Genomic DNA, 21,209 nt, shown 5'->3' on the forward strand with positions numbered 1-21,209 from the left:
GCATGGGGGCGGCGGCACTTCGGTGTCGTCGACCCCCACCTTCGCTTCGGGCCCGAACGACCAAGGAACTCGGCCCGCCCTGGTCGCTCGCCCCTACGGGCGGCCCCAGACCGGCTCGCCGTCCTTCCACACCGCCGCCACCTGCGGAACACCCGGCCGGTAGGCCAGGTAGAGGTGGTTGGGCGCGTCCAACAGCGTGAGGTCGGCCCGGGCCCCGGGCGCCAGGTGTCCCACCTCGGTGCGCCGCAACGCCAGGGCCCCGCCCTTGGTCGCCGCCCACACCGCCTCGTCCGGAGTCATCCCCATGTCCCGCACCGCCACCGCGATGCAAAAGGCCAGACTCGAAGTGAAACAGGAACCCGGGTTGCAATCACTGGCCAACGCCACCAGTGCCCCGGCGTCGATCAGCGCGCGGGCGTTCGGGTAGGGCCGGCGCGTGGAGAAGTCCACGCCCGGAAGCAGGGTCGCCACCGTGGGCTCGACACGCCCGCCCGCCTGGGCCAGGGCCTCGACGTCCTCTGCGCTCAGATAGGTGCAGTGGTCGACCGAGGCGGCACCCACCTCCACCGCCAGGCGCACCCCGGGCCCCTCACCCAGCTGATTGCCGTGCACGCGCGGCAACAACCCTCGCTCCATCCCCGCGGTGAGGATCCTGCGAGAGGCCTCCTCATCGAAGGCTCCCCTCTCACAGAACACGTCCACCCAGCGGGCGTGCGGGGCGCACGCGTCGAGCATGGGTCCGGTGACCAGGTCGACGTAACCATCGGGATCGTCAGCGTACTCGGAGGGCACCACGTGCCCACCCAGGAAGGTGACCTCGTCGGTGACCCGTCCGGCCACGCCCAGACAGCGCAGCTCATCCTCGACGGTGAGCCCGTACCCGGACTTGACCTCCAGTGTCGTGGTGCCCTGGGCGTGAGCCTCGCGTACCAGACGGCGAGCTCCGGCCAAGAGTTCGCCGTCGGAGGCGGCACGGGTGGCGGCCACGGTGGTGCGAATGCCCCCGGCCGAGTACGGGACGCCGCTCATCCGTGCGGCGAACTCACGGCTGCGGTCCCCGGCGAAGACGATGTGGGAGTGGCTGTCCACGAAACCGGGAATCACGCAGCGCCCGCCGGCGTCCACCCGCACGTCGGTGGCCGGGGCGGTGGCACGCGCCCCCACCCAGGCCACACGACCGTCTTCGATGACCAGGGCTGCGTCGGTGATCTCACCGAGCGGCCCCTTCCCCAAGGCGGGATCGTTGGTGACCAGGGTGGCGATGTCGTCCACGAGGACGGTATCGGGGACTTCGGCGGGGCTCACAGCAGCTCCTTGATCGCGGTGTCGAGTTCGTGTGCGGTGTCGGGAAGGCGGGTGTGGAGGCCGTCGCGGACGGTCCAGGAACCATCGACCATGACGTGGCGCACGTCGGCGTCGGTGGCTGCGAAGACCACGGCGTCCGTGGCCCGCGCGGGGTCGGTCCCGGCCAGTCGCACGCCGTCCAAGGCGACGTTGACCAGGTCGGCGCGGGCCCCGGGCATCAGGCTTCCGGCGTCGTCCCAGCCCAGCCCGGTGTGACCGTCCACGGTGGCCGCGCGCAACAGCGCCCCCGAACCCAGGGTGCCTCTGCGGTGGGTGCGCAGACGTTCGTGCAGCTCCACCGCACGGGCCTCCTCGAACAGGTCCGTCCGGGCGTGCTGGTCACTGCCCAGACTGAGCCGAACCGCGCCGGGCTCGGCGACCAGGTCCCCGGTACGCGGTAGACCGTCGGCCAGGTCGCGTTCGGTGGTGGGGCACAAACACACCGAGACCCCATGCGCGCGGACGGTGTCGACGTCGGCGTCGGTGAGGTGGGTGGCGTGCACCAAGGTGGTGCGTTGGGTGAGCGCCCCGGCGTCGGCCAGGACCCGTACGGGCGTCGCCCCGTACGCGGACAGGCAGGCGGCGTTCTCGGCCGGCTGTTCGCAAGCGTGGACGTGCAGGGGCACGCGGGCGCCGTCTGCGAACGCCACCACCTCGGGCAGGTCCCGTACGGGTACGGCCCGCACCGAGTGCGCCGCCACACCGACCCGTGCGTGGTCGCCTTCAGGAGAGAAGTCGGCCACCCGTTCACCCCAGGCTCCGGCGTCGCCGTCCCCGAAACGCAGCTGGGGACCCGACAGCCGCAGGTGACGACCGTCCTTTCCCAGGCCACCGGCCAGATAGCACACGTCCAGCAAGGTGATCCGGATGCCGGCCTCGGCGGCGGCCGTGGTCAGGGCGTGCCCCATGGCGTTGGGGTCGTCGTAGTGATGGCCGCCGGGCCCGTGGTGCAGGTAGTGGAACTCGCCCACGCACACGACACCGGCCAGGGCCATCTCGGCGAAGACGGCCCGGGCCAGACGATGGTAGGAGTCCGGATCCAGACGTTCGGCGACCCGGTACATCACCTCGCGCCAAGTCCAGAAGGATCCGCCGTCGGCGTGGGTGCGCCCGCGCAGGGCCCGGTGGAAGGCGTGCGAGTGGGCGTTGGCCAGACCGGGCAGGGTGAGCCCGCTCAGGTATTCGGCGTCGGCCGGGCGGTCGGTTCCCGAGACGACCGAGGCCAGGCGTCCATCGACCACGGTCAGGAGCACCCCGCGATCGGGGGCCGCACCGCCCGTCCACGCCCATTCGCACCACAGGCGTCGTGGTGTGTTCATGAGCGCTCCACCGAGAGCAGGTCGGCCAGGACGTCGGCCAGGGCGGTGACCCCGGCGTGGCGATCCCGGGGATCGACCCATTCCCGAGGTGAGTGGGAGACACCGGTGGGGTTGCGCACGTACAGCATGGCGGTGGGCACGTGACCCGATAGCACGCCGGCGTCGTGCCCGGCACCGGTGGGCAACAGCGGCACCGGGCCGGCCGCCTCGGGGACGCGGGCGCCCACGGTGGTGGCCAGGCGGTCGCGCAGGTCGTGGGAGAACTCCACCAGGGGCGTGGTGGATTCGGCCACCACCTCCAAGGTGACCCCGTGGTCGTGGGCGGCCTTGGCGGCCCTCTCCCGGACTCCCTCCACCACCGCTTCCAGGGTGGAGGCGTCGGCGGCCCGAGCGTCCAACCAAGCGCTGACCAGCGAGGGGATGGCGTTGGTGCCGTTGGGGGTGACGTGCGCCTTGGCGAGCGTGGCACGGGCGTCATGGTCCTCGGCCAAGGCACGGGCGGCCAAAATGGTGTGCGCCAACGGCAGCATGGGGTCGGCCCGATCGACCATACGGGTGGTGCCCGCGTGGTCGGCGCGACCGGTGAAGTCCATCCGCCAACGGCCATGCGGCCAGATCGAACTCGCCACGCCCACCGCGTGCGCGGTCTCGGCCAGCGCCCGCCCCTGCTCCACGTGGAGTTCGACGAAGACGTCGAAGGAGCCCAGCAGGTCGGGGTCGGGGCCGATGCCCCCAGGGTCCAGACCGGCCGCCTCCATCGCCTGGGCCCAGCTGGTACCGGAGGCGTCGGTCAACGAGCGGGCCCGCTCCGGGTCGATCTCCCCGGCGGCCAGGCGACTTCCCAGACAGGGCACCCCGAATCGGCCGCCCTCCTCCTCCACGAACACGCCCACCGCCAAGGGTCTGGCCGGTACGAAACCACGACCACGCAGTTCGTCGATGGCCGCCAGGGCGCAGGCCACACCGAGCGGACCGTCGAAGGCGCCACCATCGGGCACCGAGTCCAGGTGGGAGCCGGTGGCCACGGCCCCCGGACCGGGAGTACCCCACCAGGCCCACAGGTTGCCGTTGCGATCGGTGCGAACGTCCAGGCCTCGCTTGATGGCCGCGTCGGTGAACCAGGAGCGGGCCTCGGTGTCGGCGCTCGCCCAGGTATAACGGTGGTAGCCGCCGCCCTTGGAGCGCCCGATGGGGGCCAAGTCGGCCCAGAGACGATCGAAGCTCACCGGGTCTCCCTCATCGGCACGCGGATCTCGTGTTCCCGGGCCACGTCCTCGGCCTTTTCGTAGCCGGCGTCGACGTGGCGGACGACGCCCATGGCGGGGTCGTTGGTGAGCACCCGCTGGAGTTTGGCGGCGGCCAGGTCGGTGCCGTCGGCGACACTGACCTGTCCGGCGTGCAGGGAACGTCCCATGCCCACGCCACCGCCGTGGTGGATGGACACCCACGAGGCACCGGACGCGGTGTTGACCAGGGCGTTGAGCAGTGGCCAGTCCGCGATGGCGTCGGAGCCGTCCTTCATCGCCTCGGTCTCGCGGTAGGGCGAGGCCACCGATCCGGTGTCCAGGTGGTCACGGCCGATGGCCAGCGGCGCGGAGATCTCACCGGAGGCGACGAGTTCGTTGAAGCGCTGTCCGGCGACGGCGCGCTCCCCTTGGCCCAGCCAGCAGATACGCGCCGGCAGCCCTTGGAAGGCGACCCGCTCACCGGCCATGCGGATCCACCTGGTCAGGTGCTCCTCGTCCGAGAACAGATCGAGGATGGCCCGGTCCGTGCGGGCGATGTCGGCGGGGTCCCCGGACAGTGCGGCCCAGCGGAAGGGCCCCTTGCCTTCGCAGAACAGGGGGCGGATGTAGGCGGGTACGAAACCGGGGAAGTCGAAGGCCCGGGTGAAGCCGCCCTGGCGGGCCTCGTCACGGATGGAGTTCCCGTAGTCGAAGACCTCGGCACCGGCGTCCTGGAAACCGACCATGGCCGCCACGTGCGCGGCCATGGACTCACGGGCACGCGCGGTGACCTCTTCGGGCTTGGCCGCGGCCAAGGCCTTCCAGTCCTCGAAGGCCACCCCCACCGGAAGGTAGGCCAGCGGGTCGTGGGCGGAGGTCTGATCGGTGACGACGTCGATCGGCGCACCACGCGAGAGCAGTTCGGGAAAGACCTCGGCCGCGTTGCCCAAGACACCGATGGACAGTGGACGGCGTTCGTCACGGGCGCGCACCGCCAGGTCCAGGGCCTGGTCCAGGGTGTCGGCGCGCACGTCCAGGTAGCGGTGTTCGAGGCGGCGGTCGACGCGGCTACCGTCGCACTCCACCACGATCGCCACACCGTCGTTCATGGTGACGGCCAGCGGCTGTGCGCCGCCCATGCCACCGAGTCCGGCGGTGAGGGTGATGGTACCGGCCAGTGAGCCCCCGAACCGCTTGGCGGCCACGGCGGCGAAGGTCTCGTAGGTGCCCTGGAGGATGCCCTGGGTACCGATGTAGATCCACGAACCGGCGGTCATCTGCCCGTACATGGTCAGGCCCTCGGCCTCCAGGCGGCGGAACTCGGGCCAGTTCGCCCAGTCCCCCACCAGGTTGCCGTTGGCGAGCAGGACCCGGGGTGCCCACTCATGGGTGCGCATGATGCCGACCGGGCGACCGGACTGGACCAAGAGGGTCTCGTCACCCTCCAGGTCGCGTAGGGACGCGGTGATGCGGTCGAAGCTGCGCCAATCCCGGGCGGCCTTACCGGTACCGCCATAGACGACCAGTTCATCGGGGTGTTCGGCGACCTGGGGGTCGAGGTTGTTGTGGAACATGCGCAGGGCGGCCTCCTGCTGCCACCCCTTGGCGGACAGGGTGGTGCCGCGTGCGGCGCGGACGGTGCGTGACGTGCTCATGGGCGTCTCCTTGCGGGGGTCAGACGAGTGGGATGACGGACTCGGCCGCCTCGACGATCGAACCATCGGCGACCAGGGCCGCCACGTCGGCGATCTCCGGGGCCAGGTAACGGTCGGGGCCGGGGCCGGGTACCTTCTGGCGCACCGAACGCAACACGGCGCCGGTGGCGGGGCCCGGCTCCAAGGGCGAGCGCAGGTCCAGGGCGCGGGAGGCGGTGAGCAGTTCCACGGCCAGCACGTTGGTGAGTCCCTCCACCGCTCGACGCAACTTGCGCCCGGCGGACCAGCCCATGGACACGTGGTCCTCCTGCATGGCCGAGCTGGGGATGGAATCGACACTGGCGGGCACGGCCAGGCGTTTGAGTTCGGAGACGATGGCGGCCTGGGTGTACTGGGCGATCATGTGACCGGAGTCCACGCCGGGATCGTCGGCCAAGAAGGCGGGCAGTCCGTGGGAACGGGAGACGTCGAGCATGCGATCGGTGCGGCGCTCGGCGATGGAGGCCACATCGGCCACGGCCACCGCCAAGAAGTCCAACACGTAGGCGACGGGGGCGCCGTGGAAGTTGCCGTTGGACTCCACTCGCCCGTCGTCGAGCACGACGGGGTTGTCGATGACGCTGTCCAGTTCGCGTCCGGCCACGGTCAGCGCGTGTGCGAGCGTGTCACGCGCCGCCCCGGCCACCTGGGGGGCGCAGCGCAGTGAGTAGGCGTCCTGGACCCGGTTGCAGTCGGGGCCACGGTGGGAGGCCACCACCGGAGAGTCGGCGAGCAGGGCGCGCAGGTTGGTGGCGGAGGCGGCCTGGCCGGGGTGGGGGCGCAGCGTCTGGAGTTCGGCGGCGAAGACGCGGTCGGTACCCAGCAGGGCCTCCACGCTCATCGCGGCGGTGATGTCGGCGACCTTGAGCAACCGTTCCAGGTCCATACAGGCCATCACGAGCATGCCGAGCATGCCGTCGGTGCCGTTGATCAGGGCCAGGCCCTCCTTGGCACCCAGCTCCACCGGGGCGATCCCGGCCTCGGCCAGTGCCTCGGCGGCGTCCTTGAGCTCACCGGAGGCGACGCGCACCCGCCCTTCGCCCATCAGGGCCAAGGCCACGTGGGACAGCGGGGCCAGGTCCCCGGAGCACCCCAGGCTGCCGTATTCATGGACGATGGGGGTGATTCCGGCGTTCAGCAGGGCGGCCAAGGTGTCGACGGTGACCGGCTGAACACCGGTGTTGCCCGAGGCCAGCGTGCGCAGACGCAGCAACATCAACGCGCGCACCACCTCGGTCTCCACCTCGGGCCCGGCCCCGGCGGCGTGCGAGCGGATCAGCGAGCGTTGGAGGCGGGCTCGCAGGTCGGGGGCGATGTGTCGGGTGGCCAGGGCACCGAATCCGGTGCTGACCCCATAAGCGGGAACCTGGCCACGGGCCAAGGACTCGACACGCTCTCGGCCGTGCCGGACGGCCTTGCGGGTCTGTTCGTCGAGGGTGACCAGGGCGCCGTCGCGGGCGACGGCCAGAACCTGGGCCGGGGTGAGGGGGGCACCACCCACGGCCACGGAAACAACTGCTGTGGACATGCCCCCATTCGACCCCGCCCGGGACCCGGCCGGAAGTGCTGACACGGGAATTCTGTCCGAAACCCCAGACACTCACTTGGCGGGACTATCGCACCACACGTACCTCGCATTTGATCCCTGGGGCGGCCGCCAACCGCACGTCACCGGTGACCAAGGAACAGTCCAACGCCTCGGCCACCGCCACATAGGCCGCGTCGTAGGCGGTGAGGTCGTGCCGTAGTTCCCACACCCGGTCGGCGATGACCCCCGCCACCTCGACATGCGTGATGGCCTGAAAAGCATGGAGCCTGCGAGCGGCTTCGGCGTCGGTGAGAGAGATCTTCCGCCCCAGAAGCAGGCCACGCAGCGAACTGAGCAGCTCCAACCGCTGATGGCTCGGCGCGCACCACTCGACGTCCGCTCCGACCACCCTTCGAACCATGGTGGACGTGTGCCCGGGTGACCCCAGGTAGAGATCGATCAGTACCGAAGTGTCGACAACGATCACGCGATTCCACTTTCGGTCTCGGCCTCGCCGTCTCCACGAGCTTCACGCACTGCGGCCACGATCTCGTCCATGCTGAGGTTGGCCCCTGGCAGGGGCGTCTGCTCCACGATCTCCCTGTTCCGCGCGAACCGCGCTTCCTTTTCGAGGACACCGAGCAGGTAAGCCTGAAGTGATTTGCCCGCCCGCTTGGCCTCCGCAGCCAAGATGTCTCTGACCTCGTCCGGCACGTCCTTGATCTGAATCGCAGGCATGGATCCAGAGTAGCTGAATTCACATGCGAAATGGCGCTGTTGTGGCGCCCTGGTGTGCACAGACCATGGATCGACGAACGTGGGACGATCGGTTCATGAGTCATGTTCCGGCGGCCACGCGGGCGTTGCGACTACTACGCTTTTTGGCCACCCGGCCTGGCCCGGTGTCGGCTTCGACGATCGCCTCCGAACTGGGGCTGCCCCGCTCCAGCGTCTATCAACTGTTGGAGGCCATGGCCCAAGAGGGCTTCGTGACCCACCTGCCCGAGGAGCGGCGGTGGGGGCTGGGAGTGGCGGCCTTCGAGATCGGCTCGGCCTACCTGCGGCACGACGGCATCGAACGTCTGGCCCGCCCGCTGCTGCACCAGCTCACCGAGTCCACGGGAGCCACCGCCCACCTGGGCGTTCTCCACGGAGCCGATACCTTGTACCTGCTCAAGGAACAGCCCCCGCACGCGCCCACCCTGATCACCGGTGTAGGAGTGCGCCTACCGGCCCACTTGACGGCGTCGGGTCGGGCGATGTTGGCCCGCCTGCCTCGGCCACAGGTACGCGCCCTGTACCCGGACGCGGCGGCCTTCACCGACCGTACCGGCAAGGGGCCTCGTGACCCGAGCGAGCTGCGTTCGGTGTTGTCCCAAGAAAGACAACGGGGCTGGTCGATGGAGGACGGCCAGGTCACCGAGGGATTCGTGTCGGTGGCCGCGGCGGCCGTGGACCACAATGGCCGCCCGGCGGCGGCGATGAGCCTGACCGTGCCCAGCGCGCGGCCGGTCACCCCGGGCGCACTGGCCGCACGAGTGCGCGACGCCGCCGCCGAACTCACCCGCCGGTTGAGCGGCAGGGCAACGTAGGGGGNTCGACGATGGCGGGCAGCGGAGCGGTGCGTTCCGCCATGCGCAGGATGTGTTCCTTGTGCTCACGCGGCACCTGGACGTAGAACTGCGTGGCCGCCTCGGGGTCGGCTTCCAGGTCCAGGCTCTGGGGACTCTCGGCCCACCCGGGAAGCTCGGCCTCGGTGCGGTGGGTCTCCAGAGCGAACTCGATGAAGTACAGGACCCTGCGCGCGCCGGTGTGCACCTCACGGATCCGGCGGATCTCCGGCCAGGCGATGAAGGTCCCTTCCCCCGGGAACCACCACTTGCGTTCCTGGAGGACGGTGATGCCGTCGCTGTCTGCGCTGATCCCCTGTCGGGTGATGCGTTGCGGCAACCCGCGCACGAGGAAGACGTTGCTTCCTGGACCTAGGAAGAACATGACGAGTCCGGCCAGGGCCCACAGGGACACGGAGCCCACGGTGGCCTCTTCACGCACCACGTGCCACAGCATCGAGCCCACCACGAGGAGGAAGCCGAGCGTGAGTGCCGCGGAGAAGTAGGCGGCGGTCATCCACATACGCGCGTTGGGACCTCGCAGACTGACGTACCGGCGCAGGTGGGAAACGCTTGTCGAGGGCCGGGTCAGATCCGAGGGGGCCCCTGGTGAGGCCGAGGGGACCTCCGAGGGTTCGGGGGAAGCCATATCCCCATTCTCCCAAGTTCCGGAGACGCTCTGCCCGCCGACTCGCCCCTCCTGTCAGGTTTTGTGGTGTTGTGACCGTTGCGGAACGACGGTTGCGACGAACACCCGGTGGAAAGCACCGAAGACCACTACAGTCCTGCCCATGAGACGCGGCACACGTGAGTACGAGACGGCACTCGAAGTGAACGGGGAGGTGTTGTCCCAGGAGGGGGTCCTCTATCGGGGATCGACCATGCTGCCGGAGGAGGGTGAGGACCGGTTCGCTCCACTGGAACGTTGGGCCAAGGGCGTGGCCGAAAGCCTGGGTGAGCCGGTCACTTGGCGAGCCAAGGCCAAGAACGAACCCGAGGCGAGCGGGATCGCCCAGCCTGGCGAGCCCCCTCAGAGCCGTCGAGCGCTCTGAGCCCCACACTTGGCGCACTGGAACTTGCGATCATCACCCAGGACCCAGTCGTGGTCTCCTCCGGTGGGGCACGTGGACATCAACACCATCTCCTCACGGCAAGGGGCTTTTCGGGGGTGTTTCGGTCATAGTAATTCCCAGCAGTCACACACACCCCGAGAATGAGGAAACCAGACTCCTTTTCACGTTCTCGACGGAACCGTGGAAACACGTCGGGGCTCGCGCACGCAGCGACGAGCCCCGGCGGTAAGTCTTGGGGGATCAGTTCTGGGAGGCCTTCATGTGAGCCTCCACGGCGGCACGGTCGGCGCGCAACTTGGCGAGGGCCTCATCCAGGATGAGCTTGCCCTCCTCCTCACTACGACGCTCCTTCACGTACGCCAAGTGGGTCTTGTAGGGCTCGGTGCGTGGAGGCGAGGGCGGATTGGCCTTGTCCTTACCCGCGGGGAAACCACAACGCGGACAATCCCACTCATCGGGGACCGCGGCCTCACTGGCGAAGCTGGGAACGACCTCGTGCAAGTTCGCACAGTAGAACGGAACCCTGATACGCGGCGCGGCCTCGCCCCGCTCCGCCTCGCCCATCGGGCCGGCTCCGACTCGGCTGCCACGGATGGCACTGCCACTACCCACGAAAAACTCCTTCGGCGAACTCGCTCACCGGCTGACTCGGGCGAGCTTGACTGTAGACGAGGGACCGCTACCGAGCGGCGCTACATCCCCCGGTTGATGAGCAGGCCGAGCACGACGAGCGTCACGATCCACACGACACCGATACCGATGGTCATCCGGTCGAGGTTGCGCTCGACCACCGAGGACCCGCCGAGCGAGGAGGTGACACCACCGCCGAACATGTCGGACAGACCACCGCCCTTGCCCTTGTGCATCAGCACCAGGAGGATCAGTAGCACACTGAGAAGCATCACGAAGATGGACAGACCGAGGATCACACGCTCACCCGTAGCTCGACCCCGCAGCGGGGGGATGGACACCTCGGCCCCCCTTTCCCCACCCACCACCGAAGACGACATTGGGGGTGCCGTCCGGGAGCGGGTCACGGAAGGAGGAGAGCCGGGGACGTTTTCGGATTTTACCGCGCCTTGTGGGCACGCGAGGAGCAACCGCGAGGCACGGTCATCCCCTTAGCGAAGTCTAGCCCGAACGAGGCACCTGTCGGGCACCCCGCCCGTCACGCTTGGACATCGGAGCGTGACGGACGAGGATGAACAAGACGTTCGGTCAGCCGTTCTCACCGAAGCGGATCACCTTGGTGAACTCGTCGGCCTTCAGGCAGGCACCACCGACCAACGCACCATCGACATCGTCCTTGGCCATGATGCCGGGGGCGTTGTCGCCCTTGACCGAACCGCCGTAGAGCACGCGCACCGCGTCGGCGACCTCCGTCGAGTACAGCTCGGCCAGGCGCGCGCGGATGGCGGCGCACACCTCTTGGGCGTCCTCGGGGGTGGCGACCTCACCGGTGCCGATGGCCCACACCGGCTCGTAGGCCACGACGATCCTCTCGGCCTGCTCGGCGGGGATCTCCTTCAGTGCCCCGTCCAACTGGGCCAGCACGTGCTCCACCTGTCGTCCGGCCTTGCGGACCTCCAGGCCCTCGCCCACGCACAGGATCGGCACGATGTCGTTCTTGAAGGCGGCCTTGGTCTTGGCGTTGACCAGGGCGTCGTCCTCGTCGTGGTACTCGCGACGCTCGGAGTGCCCCACCAGCACGTAGGAGCACTCGAGCTTGGCCAGCATCGAGCCGGAGACCTCTCCGGTGTAAGCGCCCTTGTCATGGGCGGAGACGTCCTGGGCACCGAACTTGATCTTCAGCTTGTCCCCGTCCACCAGCGTCTGCACGCTGCGCAGGTCGGTGAACGGTGGCAGGACCACGACCTCGGCGTTGTCGTAGTCCTTGTCGTTGAGTGCGAAGGCCAGCTTCTGTACCAGAGCGATGGCCTCCAGGTGGTTGTTGTTCATCTTCCAGTTACCCGCGATGAGCGGCAGGCGCTTGGACATCGTCGTCACTTCCTTCAAGGTCTGATGTTCTTCGAGTTCGGGGGGTACCGTCAGGCGAGGGCGTCGATACCGGGCAGGTCCTTGCCCTCCAGGTACTCCAGGCCGGCCCCGCCCCCGGTGGAGATGTGGCCGAAGGCCGCCTCGTCGAAGCCCAGGGCGCGCACCGCGGCGGCGGAGTCGCCACCACCGACGACGGTGAAGGCGTCCGAGTCGATGAGCGCCTGGGCCAGGGCCCGGGTGCCACCGGCGTAGGGCTCCATCTCGAACACGCCCATGGGGCCGTTCCAGAAGACGGTCTTGGTGTCGGCGAGCTTCTCGGCGAACAGGTGCCGGCTCTTGGGACCGATGTCCAGACCCATCCGATCCGCCGGGATGGCGTCCACGTCGACGACGGTGTGGGCGGCGTCGGCGGCGAACTTCTCGGCTGCCACCACGTCCACCGGCAGGACGATCTCCACGCCCTCGCGCTCGGCCCGCTCCAGGTAACCGCGGACGGTGTCGAGTTGGTCGGCCTCCAAGAGGCTGGAACCGACCTCGTACCCCTTGGCCTTGAGGAAGGTGAACACCATGCCGCCGCCGATGAGCAGGCGGTCGGCGGTGCCCAGGAGGTTGTCGATGACACCGAGCTTGTCGGAGACCTTGGAGCCGCCCAAGACCACGGCGTAGGGACGCTGCGGGTCACCGGTGAGCTTCTTGAGCACCTCGACCTCGGTCAGCACCAGACCACCGACGGCGTTCGGGAGCTCGCCGGGCAGGTCGTAGACGCTGGCGTGCTTGCGGTGCACGGCGCCGAAGGCATCGCCCACGTAGAGGTCGGCCAACTCGGCGAAGCGGTCGGCGAGCTCACCGCGTTCGGCGTCGTCCTTACTGGTCTCCCCCGGTTCGAACCGCACGTTCTCCAGCAGCGCCACCTCACCGTCGGCCAGGGCGGCGCAGGTCTGGCGAGCCGAGTCACCGGCGGGGGCGGNNNNCCCAGCAGCTCGCCCAGGCGGGTGGCCACCGGGCGCAGGGAGTAGCGGGGGTCGGGGGCGCCCTTGGGGCGCCCCAGGTGGGCGGCGACGATGACCCGGGCACCGCGCTCACGCAGCTTGGTGATGGTGGGCAGGGCCGCCCGGATACGCCCGTCGTCGGTGATGCGCTCACCGTCCAGGGGCACGTTCAGGTCGGCCCGGACGAACACGCGCTTTCCAAAGACGTCGAGGTCGTCGATCGTCCGCATGCTGGTCTCCTCGTTGGGGTTTGTGGGTCTGAAGGTCCCGCACGGCGGGCCGGGGGCACGCACGCGACGGCACCCCCACCGCGCGGAGCGGAAGGGGTGCCGGGACACGCGGTGCGGCCACGAGCCGTGAGAACTCGTGGTTACAGGTTGGAGCCGACCAGCTTGGTCAGGTCGACCAGGCGGTTGGAGTAGCCGAACTCGTTGTCGTACCAGCCCAGGATCTTGACCTGGTTACCCGAGACCATGGTCATGCCGGCGTCCAGGGTGCAGGAGGGCGAGGTGCCGACGATGTCGGAGGAGACGATCGGGTCCTCCGTGTAGACGAGCACGTCCTTGAGCGGGCCCTCGGCCGCGGCCTTGAAGGCGGCGTTGACCTCGTCCTTGGTGACCTCACGGTCCACGGTGACGACCAGGTCGGTGGCCGAACCGTCCGGCACGGGCACGCGCATGGCCATACCGTCCAGCTTGCCCGCCAGCTCCGGGATGGCCAGCGAGGTGGCCTTGGCGGCACCGGTGCTGGTGGGGATGATGTTCTGCGCGGCGGCACGAGCGCGACGCAGGTCCTTGTGCGGCAGGTCCAGGATGACCTGGTCGTTGGTGTACGCGTGCACCGTGGTCATGAAACCCTGCTGGAAGCCGAAGTTGTCCAGCAACACCTTCGCCATGGGTGCCACACAGTTGGTGGTGCAGGAGGCGTTGGAGATGATGTGATGGTTGGCGGCGTCGTACCGGTCGTCGTTGACACCCATGACGACGGTGATGTCCTCGCCCTTGGCCGGGGCGGAGATGATGACCTTCTTGGCACCGGCGTCGATGTGCTTCTTGGCGTCCTCGGCCTTGGTGAAGATACCGGTGGACTCGACGACCACGTCCACGTTCAGGTCGGCCCAGGGCAGCTGGGCGGGGTCGCGCTGAGCGAGGACCTTGACGGTCTTGTCACCCACGCGGATGAAGTCCTCACCGGCCTCGACGTCGACGTCGAGGGTGCCCAGGACGGTGTCGTACTTGAGCAGGTGCGCGAGCGTCTTGGTGTCGGTGAGGTCGTTGACCGCGACGATTTCGATGTCGCTGCCGCCAGCGGCGACCGCGCGCCAGAAATTGCGGCCGATCCGACCGAAGCCGTTGACGCCTACACGGATGGTCACGGAACCAATCTCCTCATTTATCGCACATCAGTTTCACCCGCACGTCCACACCGCTGGGATCGGCGCCGACAGGAGCCGAATCGACCATGTTGAACAGCGTGAACGCATAACAGGTGTTCACAAAGAGCCTAGCGGAGCGCCGAACGGGAACCCGTTCGACCCCTCCTTCGACAACCCTTTCACCCCTCGCGGATTCATCACCCATCCTGGCACCGCGAAGCAAAGAGGTCTATACCATTGTCGGAAGTTATCCATGGGTTTTCCCAGTTAACAAAGGTGAACATCCCATTGTTCCCTCGCCCTGGAACCCAGCGGGCCTCGACAACGGGGCGAACGGCTCAGGGCACGAGCATGTCCGGAGTGAGGTTCGCCTCGGTCCCCTCGATCCCCAGATCACTCGCCCGCTTGTCGGCCATGGCCAACAGCCTGCGAATACGTCCGGCGATGGCGTCCTTGGTCAGCGGCGGCACCGACAGTTGCCCCAACTCCTCCAGCGAGGCCTGCTTGTGCGCCAGTCGCAACTGTCCGGCGGCCACCAGGTGCTTGGGAGCGTCCTCTCCCAGGATCTCCAAGGCCCGCTCCACCCGCGCACCGGCCGCGACCGCCGCCCGGGCGCTACGTCGCAGGTTCGCGTCATCGAAGTTGGCCAGTCGGTTGGCCGTCGCACGCACCTCGCGACGCATTCGGCGCTCTTCCCAGGCCAGCACGCTCTGATGGGCACCCAACAAGGTCAACAACGCCCCGATGGAGTCACCATCGCGCACCACCACCCGGTCCACTCCGCGCACCTCACGGGCCTTGGCGTGCACCTTGAGCCGGCGCGCCGCCCCCACCAGGGCCAAAGCCGCCTCCGGCCCCGGACAGGTGACCTCCAGTGACATCGACCGCCCTGGTTCGGTCAAGGAACCATGCGCGATGAAAGCGCCACGCCAGGCCGACTCCGAATCACAGGCGCCACCGGCCACCACGTGTCGGGGCAGGCCCCGGACGGGACGACCGTTGTTGTCCACCAGACCGGTCTGGCGGGCCAGGGACTCACCGTCCTTGATCACCCGGACCACGTACCGGTTGCCCTTGCGCAGACCACTCGGAGAGAGTACGACCACCTCGGACTCATGACCGAAGACCTCGGAGATGTCCCTGCGCAGACGGCGCGCGGCGGCACCGGTATCGAGTTCGGCCTCGATCACGATCCGGCCGCCCACCAGGTGCAGACCCCCGGTGAAACGCAAGATGGTGGAGACCTCCGCCTTACGACAGCATGGCTTGAGAATCGCCAGGCGGCTCAACTCATCCTTCACCACGCCGGTCATCGCCATCGTTGGGGTCCTCCTCTTGAGCTGCCGGAAAACCGGTGGCACACGCCCGACACCGGTTCACCGCCCACCCCACCAGGGCGGGCGGCCTACTCGTCGCAGACTACGTGACTGGAGTCTTAAGGCAGACCCCTGCACCGCGTGTTGCCGATCCCTCCACCCTGTTCACAGGCGAGGTGTCAGCCTTCGTCGCGATGTGCGGTCAATTGCGCCCGAAGCCACCGGCGCCTCGCCACCTCAGTCCCCGTACCGGTCCCGCAGGATGTCCTCCAAAGCCGTCACGAGCTTGTCGGTGTCATGCCGAGGGGTACCGTCCCCCCGGCTCAGGTCGGCCAACTCCAACCTGCCACCCAGTTCGTCCACGATCGACATCAGCGGAGCGGGTTCCTCCACCATCGCGACATCGGCCAGCACCACGTCCACCCCCAGCTTGGGGGCGTGCTCGCGCAACACCTCCAAGTAGGTCTCGGGGCGAAAACCGTCGGTCTCCCCTTTCTGCGGCGACAGGTTCAACACCACCAACCGCTTGGCCCGGGTGGTGACCAGGGCATGGGCCAGTTCAGGGACCAACAGGTGCGGCAACACACTGGTGAACCAGGACCCGGGACCGAAGACCACCCAGTCGGCCTCCCGTACCGCCTTGACCGCCTGAGGGCTGGCCGGCGGCCCCTCGGGGACCAAGGAGACCGAACGCACCCGCCCACTGGTGCTGGCGCAGGCCACCTGACCACGCACCGTGGTCAACTCCTCGGGCCGCGCCGGGTCCACCCCGGCCACCTCCGCGGAGATCTCCAATGGCACCGAGGACATCGGCAGGACCCGACCGTGCGCGCCCAAGAGCTGACCGACCCAGTCCAACCCGGCCACCGAGTCGCCCAGCAACTCCCACAACGCCACGATCAACAGGTTGCCGACGGCGTGACCGTGCAGATCACCCTCCGAACGGAACCTGTGCTGGAGCACCTGGGTCCAGGTGTGTCCCCACTCGTCGTCCCCGCACAACGCGGCCAACGCCATCCTCAGGTCCCCGGGCGGCAGCACGCCCAGTTCCTCACGCAGGCGCCCGCTGGATCCGCCGTCGTCGGCCACCGTCACGATCGCGGTGACATCCGTGGTCACCCTGCGCAACGCCGACAACGAGGCGTACAGGCCGTGCCCGCCACCCAACGCGACCACCCGAGGCGGACGCGAGGCGTCGTCCCCGTCCGGCGCGGTGCTCTTCGACATGCCCTCGGCCTGTCCCCTCGTCCCATGGTCCAGTGGACGCTCCGGCCCCACCACCCCGAGGTGGCGTGCGAACGGCCGGGCCACGCCCCAGGCCCGCCGTACTCCGGCTCCCAAGGGCCGAAGACCAACGATGATCGGGCCAATGTAAGGGAAGACGCCATTCTTGGCGATTCGGTCGACCTCCCTCGGGGCGGGACGTCACCGACCCCGATTCACTCCCTGCCCACATCGCGATGGACCACGTGCACGTCCACGCCCTGCTCACCCAAACGTTCGGCGAACTGCTCGGCCATGGCCACACTACGATGTTTGCCACCGGTGCATCCCACCGCCAGGGTCATGTAGTGCTTGCCCTCACGCTGGTAACCGGCGATGGTCAGCTTCAACACCTCCAGGTAGGCCTCCAACATCTCCTTGGCGCCGTCCTGGGAAAGCACGTAGTCGCTCACCGCCTCGTCCCTGCCGTTCATCGGCCTGAGTTCGGGGACCCAGTGCGGGTTGGGCAGGAAACGACAGTCCAAGACCAGGTCGGCGTCGACCGGAAGCCCGTGCTTGAACCCGAAGGAGACCACGTTGGCGCGCGTACGCGCCTCGTCACTTTGCCCGAAGAACCCGATCACGCGCGCCTTGAGCTGGTGCACGTTGAGCTGGGAGGTATCGATGACCAGGTCGGCCTCGCCCCGAATCGCGCGCAGTGTCTCACGCTCCCGGTCGATACCGTCGGTGACTCGCCCGTCCCCCTGGAGCGGGTGGGGACGCCGCACCCCCTCGAAGCGGCGGACCAGCGCCTCGTCGGAGGCCTCCAGGTACAGCACACGCGCGGTCATGTCACGCTTGCGCAACTCCTCCACCGTGGACAACAGATTCTCGGTGAAGGCCAGCGAACGCACGTCCACCACCACCGCCACCCGCGGGACCGCACCGTGGGTGCGACCCGCCAACTCGATCATCGTCGGCAGCAACCCCGGCGGCAGGTTGTCCACCACGAACCAGTCCAGGTCCTCAAGGGCCCTGGCCGCCGTACTGCGGCCCGCGCCGGACATCCCGGTCACGATGACCACCTCGGGTGGCAACTCCCCACCCAGTTCTATCGTCATCCGTCATTCCCCCGTCCATGCTCTGCCTTGGTCACCCCTGCGTCCTTCTCATCCCGCCCGGCGGGGTCACCGGACAGGTGGGCGTGCACGGCCTCGGCCAGCTTGGGACCGATTCCGGGCACGGCGGCGATATCCTCGGCGCTCGCCGAAGCCAGTCTTTTCACCGAACCGAACTCCTTGATGAGCGCGGTGCGTCGGGCCGGCCCCAGCCCCGGAAGCTCGTCCAGGCTGCTGCCGGTGAGCGCCTTGGCGCGCTGTTGCCGGTGGTAGCGGATGGCGAAGCGGTGCGCCTCATCACGCACCCGTTGAAGCAGGTAGAGTCCCTCACCGTTACGAGGAAGGATCACGGGGTCCTCGTCGTCGGGCAACCACACCTCCTCCAACCGCTTGGCCAATCCGCACACGGCCACGTCCTCGATACCCAACTCGTCCAGGGCCCGCCGGGCCGCCCGCGCCTGAGGCCGGGCTCCGTCCACCACTACCAGGTTGGGCGGGTAGGCGAACTTGCCGGGAGCCGGCTCGCCCTCCTGAACACCCTCCTGGCCTCCGTGGTCACCGGTCTTACCCATGCGGGCCAACTCCCCGGAACGGGAACTCTCCTCCAGGTACCGGCGGAAGCGCCTCTTGACCACCTCGTACATGGCGGCCACATCGTGTTGTTCGGCCCCGCCCACGCCACTGCCACGGACCGAGAAGCGCCGGTACTCGGACTTGCGGGCCAGACCGTCCTCGAACACCACCATGGAGGCGACCACGTGTTCGCCTTGGAGGTTGGAGACGTCGAAACACTCGATGCGCAGTGGCGCTTCGGGCAACTCCAGGGCCTCTTGGACCTCGTTGAGGGCACGCGAGCGGGTGCTCAGGTCACCGGACCGATGGGTCTTGTGCCGGGCCAGCGCCTCACGGGCGTTCTTGTCCACCGTCTCCAACAGGGACTTCTTGTCCCCCCGCCGAGGCACCCGAAGGTCCACCGCCGAGCCCCGATGTTCGGCCAACCAGCCGGCCACCGCCTCACGGTCGGTGGGCTCGTGGGAGACCAGGACCTCCCGTGGCACGGAGGTGCCGGTGCCCTGGCTCTCCTCCTCCCCGCCCAGACCGCCGTAGATCTGGCGCAGGAAGGTCCGCATGAGCTCACCGGAGTCGGCGTCGGTGACCCGATCGACCACGTAACCGCGCTGACCACGGACGCGACCACCGCGCACGTGGAAGATCTGCACCGCGGCCTCCAGTGGATCCTCGGCCATGGCGATGACATCGCAGTCGGTGGAGTCGGGCAGGACCACGGCCTGCTTCTCCAATGCGGCTCGTAGGGCCTCGATGTCGTCACGGATCCGCGCGGCCCGTTCGTACTCCTGTTCCTTGGCCGCATCCATCATCTGTGTCTGGAGTTCGCGCAGGAACCGGCCGGTGTCACCGGCCAAGAAGGAACAGAAGTCCTCCACCAGGTCCCGATGCCCTTGTGGCGTGGCCTTGCCCACGCAGGGGGCCACGCACTTGCCGATGTAGCCGAGCAGGCAGGGCCGCCCACTGTTGCGTGCGCCCCGAAAGACCCCGGCCGAACAGGTCCGCACCGGAAAGACCCGCAACAGCAGGTCGACGGTCTCGCGAATGGCCCAGGCGTGCGAGTAGGGCCCGAAGTAGCGCACACCCTTGCGTTTGGCCCCGCGCATCACCTGCACTCGGGGGAACTCCTCGTTGAGGGTCACCGCCAGGTAGGGGTAGCTCTTGTCATCGCGGTACTTGACGTTGAAACGCGGGTTGTACTGCTTGATCCACGAGTACTCCAACTGGAGCGCCTCGACCTCGGTACCGACGATCGTCCAGTCCACGTCGGCTGCGGTGGAGACCATCTGTTGGGTCCGCGGATGCAGGCCGGCGAAGTCACGGAAGTAGGAGGACAGCCGTGCCCGCAGGTTCTTGGCCTTGCCCACGTAGATGATCTGACCGGCACCGTCCCGGAAGCGGTAGACACCCGGGTCGGTGGGAATCGATCCGGGCGCCGGTCGCAAGTGAGGAGTCGCAGCCATGCCCCCATTCTGGTGGGTCCCGGGGACACACGGCCACCCGCACGAGACACACCCTTGGGTGGAGCCGATCACTTCACAAGGATCATTCAAGCAAACGTCACGATTGGGTATCCCCATGTTCTAGGTTGGGCAGGTAACTCACAAGTTTCCGACATGAACGACAAGGGGGCTCCACGCCGTGACCATTGCGCACTGGATCGCGATCGGCATCGCCGTCACGGTCTCCATGACCCTGGTCTTCGTGGTGCACTGGCTGCTCAACAACAAGCTGGGCAAGATCTGGCCGCTGGCGCGCTACGTCGTCTCGCGCTCGGCCGTGACCGCCTACACCGCGGCCGCCGTCGTCGGCGCCAACCTGGCCCTGCCCAGCGTGGGGGACGTGGGCTGGAGCACGTACCAGACCATCCAGCACGCGATGCAGATCCTGATGATCGCGACGCTGACCGCCCTGGGCATGAGCCTGGCCTACGCGGCCACCGACATGATCCTGCAACGCCTGTCCGTCAACAGCGGCGACGCCGACCGCCGCGCCCGCCGGTTGCAGACCCAGGTCCGTCTCCTGCGCCGTGTCATCACCTCCATCATCGTGATCTTGGCGATCGCCGCCATCCTCTTCACCTTCGACGCCGTGCGCGCACTGGGCGCCGGACTCCTGGCCTCCGCGGGCATCATCGGTATCGTCGCCGGTGTGGCCGCCCAGTCGACCCTGGGCAACCTGTTCGCCGGACTCCAGCTGGCCTTCAGTGACGCCCTGCGGATCGGCGACGTGGTGGTGGTCGAGGGCGAGTGGGGCCGGGTCGAGGAACTGAGTCTGGTCAACGTCACCATCAAGATCTGGGACGAACGTCGTCTGGTGGTCCCGGTCGCCAACTTCACCACGACCAGCTTCGAGAACTGGACCAAGCAGGGCACCAACATCACCGCCAAGGTGGAGTTCCCCTTGGACTGGGAGGTGCCCGTCGCCGAACTCCGCGAGGAGGCCGGCAAGCTGGTCACCGCGAGCAAGCACTGGGACGGCCGCAGCTGGTCCTGCCAGGTCGTGAACATCAGCGAGACCGGTGAGATCGTGGTGCGCGTGGTCGCCACCGCCGCCGACACCGGTGACCAGTGGAACATCGCCTGCGAGATCCGCGAACACCTGGTCACCTGGCTGGCCACCCACTACCCGCAGTCGCTGCCGCGCAAGCGCACCGAGTTCATCTCCGGCGGCGAGGAGGAATCCGCCTACGCCGCCCGGTTCCCCGCCTCCGCCTTCCGCCGTGCCACGGTCACCTCCGGAGTCGTACACGATGGCAACGGCACCCGTTCCGACGACGAGGACTGAGAGCCTTCCCCACACGCCGCGAAGCTCCCTGCGATCCAGGACCGCAGGGAGCTTCGTCGTCG

General features: G+C 68.3%; 19 protein-coding genes and 1 pseudogene. 3 read left to right on the forward strand and 17 right to left on the reverse strand.

What is annotated here, in order from left to right; genetic code table 11:
- Positions 1–93 precede the first annotated feature (93 nt).
- The 7 genes from hutI to D472_RS0120385 form a co-directional block, all read right to left on the reverse strand.
- Entirely contained in the window at positions 94–1,305 is a 1,212-nt protein-coding gene (gene hutI / locus D472_RS0120355) for an imidazolonepropionase (RefSeq protein WP_017606300.1), read from the reverse strand.
- Complete coding sequence (locus tag D472_RS0120360) at positions 1,302–2,663, reverse strand: formimidoylglutamate deiminase (protein WP_017606301.1); 1,362 nt, start codon at positions 2,661–2,663, stop codon at positions 1,302–1,304. Before D472_RS0120360 ends, hutI begins: the two co-directional genes overlap by 4 nt.
- Entirely contained in the window at positions 2,660–3,889 is a 1,230-nt protein-coding gene (locus D472_RS0120365; RefSeq protein ID WP_017606302.1) for an allantoate amidohydrolase, read from the reverse strand. Before D472_RS0120365 ends, D472_RS0120360 begins: the two co-directional genes overlap by 4 nt.
- Entirely contained in the window at positions 3,886–5,544 is a 1,659-nt protein-coding gene (gene hutU, locus D472_RS0120370) for a urocanate hydratase (RefSeq protein WP_017606303.1), read from the reverse strand. The genes D472_RS0120365 and hutU overlap by 4 nt, the downstream gene beginning before the upstream one ends.
- A gap of 19 nt (positions 5,545–5,563) precedes the next feature.
- Positions 5,564–7,111, reverse strand: a complete 1,548-nt coding sequence (gene hutH / locus D472_RS0120375; protein ID WP_026117906.1) for a histidine ammonia-lyase — start codon at positions 7,109–7,111, stop codon at positions 5,564–5,566.
- 85 nt (positions 7,112–7,196) lie between these two features.
- Entirely contained in the window at positions 7,197–7,598 is a 402-nt protein-coding gene (locus tag D472_RS0120380; protein WP_017606305.1) for a type II toxin-antitoxin system VapC family toxin, read from the reverse strand.
- Positions 7,595–7,849 (reverse strand): FitA-like ribbon-helix-helix domain-containing protein, encoded by a 255-nt coding sequence (locus D472_RS0120385; RefSeq protein ID WP_017606306.1) that lies wholly within the window; start codon positions 7,847–7,849, stop codon positions 7,595–7,597. The genes D472_RS0120380 and D472_RS0120385 overlap by 4 nt, the downstream gene beginning before the upstream one ends.
- 95 nt (positions 7,850–7,944) lie before the next feature.
- Between D472_RS0120385 and D472_RS0120390 the strand changes: the two genes are divergently transcribed.
- On the forward strand, positions 7,945–8,703 hold the full coding sequence (locus D472_RS0120390; protein ID WP_026117907.1) for an IclR family transcriptional regulator: 759 nt from the start codon (positions 7,945–7,947) through the stop codon (positions 8,701–8,703).
- On the opposite strand, the gene D472_RS0120395 is transcribed toward D472_RS0120390, so the two are convergent.
- Positions 8,672–9,370: a hypothetical protein gene (locus D472_RS0120395; RefSeq protein ID WP_017606308.1), complete on the reverse strand. Its 699-nt coding sequence runs from the start codon at positions 9,368–9,370 to the stop codon at positions 8,672–8,674. The genes D472_RS0120390 and D472_RS0120395 overlap by 32 nt on opposite strands.
- A gap of 142 nt (positions 9,371–9,512) precedes the next feature.
- On the opposite strand from D472_RS0120395, the gene D472_RS0120400 reads away from it, so the two are divergent.
- On the forward strand, positions 9,513–9,773 hold the full coding sequence (locus tag D472_RS0120400; protein WP_017606309.1) for a hypothetical protein: 261 nt from the start codon (positions 9,513–9,515) through the stop codon (positions 9,771–9,773).
- Between the two features lie 261 nt (positions 9,774–10,034).
- Here D472_RS0120400 and D472_RS0120405 read toward each other — a convergent pair whose 3' ends face one another.
- The 9 genes and pseudogenes from D472_RS0120405 to uvrC form a co-directional block, all read right to left on the reverse strand.
- Positions 10,035–10,406 (reverse strand): RNA polymerase-binding protein RbpA, encoded by a 372-nt coding sequence (locus D472_RS0120405; protein ID WP_017606310.1) that lies wholly within the window; start codon positions 10,404–10,406, stop codon positions 10,035–10,037.
- 80 nt (positions 10,407–10,486) lie between these two features.
- Complete coding sequence (gene secG, locus D472_RS0120410) at positions 10,487–10,723, reverse strand: preprotein translocase subunit SecG (RefSeq protein WP_026117908.1); 237 nt, start codon at positions 10,721–10,723, stop codon at positions 10,487–10,489.
- Positions 10,724–11,012: 289 nt separating this feature from the next.
- The gene (gene tpiA, locus D472_RS0120415; protein ID WP_017606312.1) at positions 11,013–11,792 is read right to left on the reverse strand and encodes a triose-phosphate isomerase; all 780 of its coding nucleotides are present in this window, start codon (positions 11,790–11,792) and stop codon (positions 11,013–11,015) included.
- A gap of 50 nt (positions 11,793–11,842) precedes the next feature.
- Positions 11,843–13,011, reverse strand: a pseudogene (locus D472_RS26910) (phosphoglycerate kinase).
- Between the two features lie 140 nt (positions 13,012–13,151).
- Positions 13,152–14,156, reverse strand: a complete 1,005-nt coding sequence (gene gap / locus D472_RS0120425) for a type I glyceraldehyde-3-phosphate dehydrogenase (RefSeq protein WP_017606314.1) — start codon at positions 14,154–14,156, stop codon at positions 13,152–13,154.
- 338 nt (positions 14,157–14,494) lie between these two features.
- Positions 14,495–15,475 carry a DNA-binding protein WhiA gene (whiA, locus tag D472_RS0120430; RefSeq protein WP_017606315.1) on the reverse strand — a complete coding sequence of 327 codons (981 nt, stop codon included), beginning with the start codon at positions 15,473–15,475 and terminating at the stop codon, positions 14,495–14,497.
- A gap of 234 nt (positions 15,476–15,709) precedes the next feature.
- Positions 15,710–16,699, reverse strand: a complete 990-nt coding sequence (locus D472_RS0120435) for a gluconeogenesis factor YvcK family protein (protein ID WP_017606316.1) — start codon at positions 16,697–16,699, stop codon at positions 15,710–15,712.
- A 212-nt stretch (positions 16,700–16,911) separates the two neighbouring features.
- Positions 16,912–17,796 (reverse strand): RNase adapter RapZ, encoded by an 885-nt coding sequence (rapZ, locus tag D472_RS0120440; protein ID WP_017606317.1) that lies wholly within the window; start codon positions 17,794–17,796, stop codon positions 16,912–16,914.
- On the reverse strand, positions 17,793–19,823 hold the full coding sequence (uvrC, locus tag D472_RS0120445; RefSeq protein ID WP_026117909.1) for an excinuclease ABC subunit UvrC: 2,031 nt from the start codon (positions 19,821–19,823) through the stop codon (positions 17,793–17,795). The genes rapZ and uvrC overlap by 4 nt, the downstream gene beginning before the upstream one ends.
- Positions 19,824–20,001: 178 nt before the next feature.
- Here uvrC and D472_RS0120450 point away from each other — a divergent pair, with 178 nt between their 5' ends.
- Positions 20,002–21,147 carry a mechanosensitive ion channel family protein gene (locus tag D472_RS0120450; RefSeq protein ID WP_017606319.1) on the forward strand — a complete coding sequence of 382 codons (1,146 nt, stop codon included), beginning with the start codon at positions 20,002–20,004 and terminating at the stop codon, positions 21,145–21,147.
- Positions 21,148–21,209: the final 62 nt, after the last annotated feature.

Origin of the sequence: Nocardiopsis alkaliphila YIM 80379, from assembly GCF_000341005.1 — a bacterium.
Classification (GTDB): domain Bacteria; phylum Actinomycetota; class Actinomycetes; order Streptosporangiales; family Streptosporangiaceae; genus Nocardiopsis; species Nocardiopsis alkaliphila.